The organism is Microvirga sp. P4_G7, assembly GCF_056401005.1.
In genome coordinates this window covers 1-2,454 of the sequence record NZ_JBFUKD010000566.1, presented here as the reverse complement: position 1 = coordinate 2,454, position 2,454 = coordinate 1, and the positions used below count along the sequence as shown (strand labels likewise).

At 64.5% G+C, this 2,454-nt stretch carries 2 protein-coding genes; both read right to left on the bottom strand.

Translation table 11 applies throughout. The features are described from left to right. Nucleotides 1-517 precede the first annotated feature (517 nt). A complete protein-coding gene (locus AC1DT3_RS17985; protein ID WP_477466598.1) occupies nucleotides 518-1,189 on the bottom strand; it encodes a hypothetical protein in 672 nt (223 codons plus the stop codon). A 173-nt stretch (nucleotides 1,190-1,362) separates the two neighbouring features. Further along, nucleotides 1,363-2,178 (bottom strand): isocitrate lyase/PEP mutase family protein, encoded by an 816-nt coding sequence (locus AC1DT3_RS17980; protein ID WP_477466597.1) that lies wholly within the window; start codon nucleotides 2,176-2,178, stop codon nucleotides 1,363-1,365. Nucleotides 2,179-2,454 lie beyond the last annotated feature (276 nt).

Sequence of the window (2,454 nt, the reverse complement as noted above, 5' to 3'; positions counted from 1 at the left end):
GCGGCATGGACTTCTAAGTCCATAAAAGGCCGCCCATCCTATGGGATACTCAAGGCCGGCAAGCCGGACTTGAGGCGCGGCATGGACTTCTAAGTCCATAAAAGGCCGCCCATCCTATGGGATACTCAAGGCCGGCAAGCCGGACTTGAGGCGCGGCATGGACTTCTAAGTCCATACGAGAGCCTAAGAGTTGAGAGAGGCCCGGAGGAAACTCCGGGCCTTTTTCGTTGCGCGCATCCGTCATTCCGGGGCCGCGAAAGCGGAGCCCGGAACCCATACGCGCTGAGCTTGGCGAAAGAGACACGACGGTCGAGCGCTGATCGAAACCCTCTGTGGCTATGGGGTTCCGGGCTCTCGCTCCGCTCGCCCCGGAATGACGGCGAGCGGTGGGGGGCGCATCCTCCACCGCTGTCATGGCCGGGCCTGTCCCGGCCACCTCGATCGGATGAGCGCCACGCCCCACAAAGCGAGATCACCGGGATAAGCCCGGTGATGACGTGGTGGGGGAGCGCGGCGATCAGTTCGTCGCGAAGCAGAGGAACAGGCCGGATCCGCCCGTGCCGACGAGCGCCTGCTGAGAACAGCCGCCGCGCGAGCGGTGGGACGTGTTCCAGGATTTGGCCGAGGCTTCCTCCGAGGTGCCCATGCGGTCGTGATGGCCGAGCATCGCGCCGCCCTCGGTGCCGCTCGTCGTCCAGTTGCTGCAGGTCATGTCTTCGGCGCCCGTGAACGCCGTTCCGTCGGCTTGCGAACCGGTGAGGAGGTCGTGGGTGTTCGGCGTATCGCCGCGGCCGTTGACGGTCGCACCGGTCTCGGTGAGCGCGGTCTGCTTGGTGATGTTGTTCTGGCCGTGCAGCTCCGCGACGTCCTTCGCGACGACGACGCCCTTGGCGTTTTGCCAGGGGCCGCGTCCGATGCGATCACGTGCGTTGACCGCGCCCTGACCCTGGGTGCTGAGGTACGCGCGCCATTGTCTCGCGCCGGCGCCGGCGGCTGCCGCGAGGGTCTGGCAATGCTGGTCCGCCCCGGCGAGACCGCCGAGATCCGCGCCTTTGCCGGAGCCGACGCTCGTGACGAAAAAGGTCATCGCGGCGCCTCCGCCGCCCGGGGCGGTCTGGGCCTGAGCGCTTGTTCCGAGCATCAACACCGCAACAGGCGCGAGTACGAGCATCTTGGTGCAAATCGTCATCGTGTCCTCCCCGAAAACGAGCCGACCCGGACAATACCAGGCTCGACGTCGACCGGTGGAGCCTACCAGACTTGCCGTGACCGTGAGATCAAAGGGTGGTGATTTTGGGGGCCGTGCGGGCGGTCGAGGCTGCAGCTTGCGAAACGCCTCGACCGCCGTGGAAGGATGCGAATTCAGCTCTTCGCCATCAAGGCGTTGATCTCCGGATAGGGCATGTTGCCTTCGCTCAGCACGTCCGAGTTGCCGTCGCGGAGAAAGGCTTTCGTGCGGGCGGCGATGGTGCCGAAGACCGTTTGCGTGATTCCGGAGCCCGCACTCAGCCGACGCACGCCAAGGCTCGCCAGTGCGGCGGCATCCGGGAGACCCGGCCGCGCCAGCACATTGAGCGGGAGCGGGATGGCGGAGGCGAGGGCGCGGATCTCGTCCGGCTTCGTCACGCCAGCTACGAAGATGCCGTCGGCACCGGCGGCGCGGTAGCGCTCGGCGCGCGCGAGCGTCTCTTCGATCCGACGATCGTCCGGTGCGAGTCCACGCAGATAGACATCCGTGCGGGCATTGACGAACAGATCGATCCCGCGTTTCGCGCCGGCCTGCTTGGCCTGTTCGATTTTAGCGGCGAGCAAATCGGGCTTCGCATCACCGTCCTCGATGTTGATCCCGACGGCACCCGCATCGACGATCATGCCGACCGCCTCGTTCACCGTGGCCGGATCGTCCGAATAGCCACCCTCGATATCGACGCTGAGCGGAATGGAAATCACCCGCGCGATCTCCGACACCGTCCCTGCCAACAGGCGCACGGGTAAGTAGTCGCCATCCGCATAGCCGTGCGCCCACGCGACACCGGCGCTCGTCGTTGCAAGCGCCTTCGCGCCGCAGCTTTCGATCAAACGCGCCGTGCCCGCATCCCAGGCATTGGCGATCAACAGAAGGCCTTCGCGGTGAAGGCCGTGAAACGATTTTGCGCTTTCAGCGTGTCGTAACGTCATGGACTGTCCTTTACCGGGCTTTTCAGACGTGCCGGTGTTGTCATGGGACAATCTCCCACACTTCCGGTCTGGACGCTCGCGACTTTCGGACGTGTTCAACAACACCTCACCCGCATTCTGCCATCAGCAGTTAACCTATCGGCAACTATCCATAGGAAGAGGGGGCTGATATGTTATTCACTCTGAGGCAATAAGAGCCGCCAAGCACAGTGCGCTCACGTCTGGGAGGCCTCGTCATGCGCAATGTCGAGGCGGTGGAGCAGAACGCTTCCACCC

Excerpts from the sequence above, each read along its gene's own strand:
- AC1DT3_RS17985 (WP_477466598.1), bottom strand. The coding sequence starts at position 1,189 with ATGACGATTTGCACCAAGATGCTCGTACTCGCGCCTGTTGCGGTGTTG.
- AC1DT3_RS17980 (WP_477466597.1), bottom strand. The coding sequence starts at position 2,178 with ATGACGTTACGACACGCTGAAAGCGCAAAATCGTTTCACGGCCTTCAC.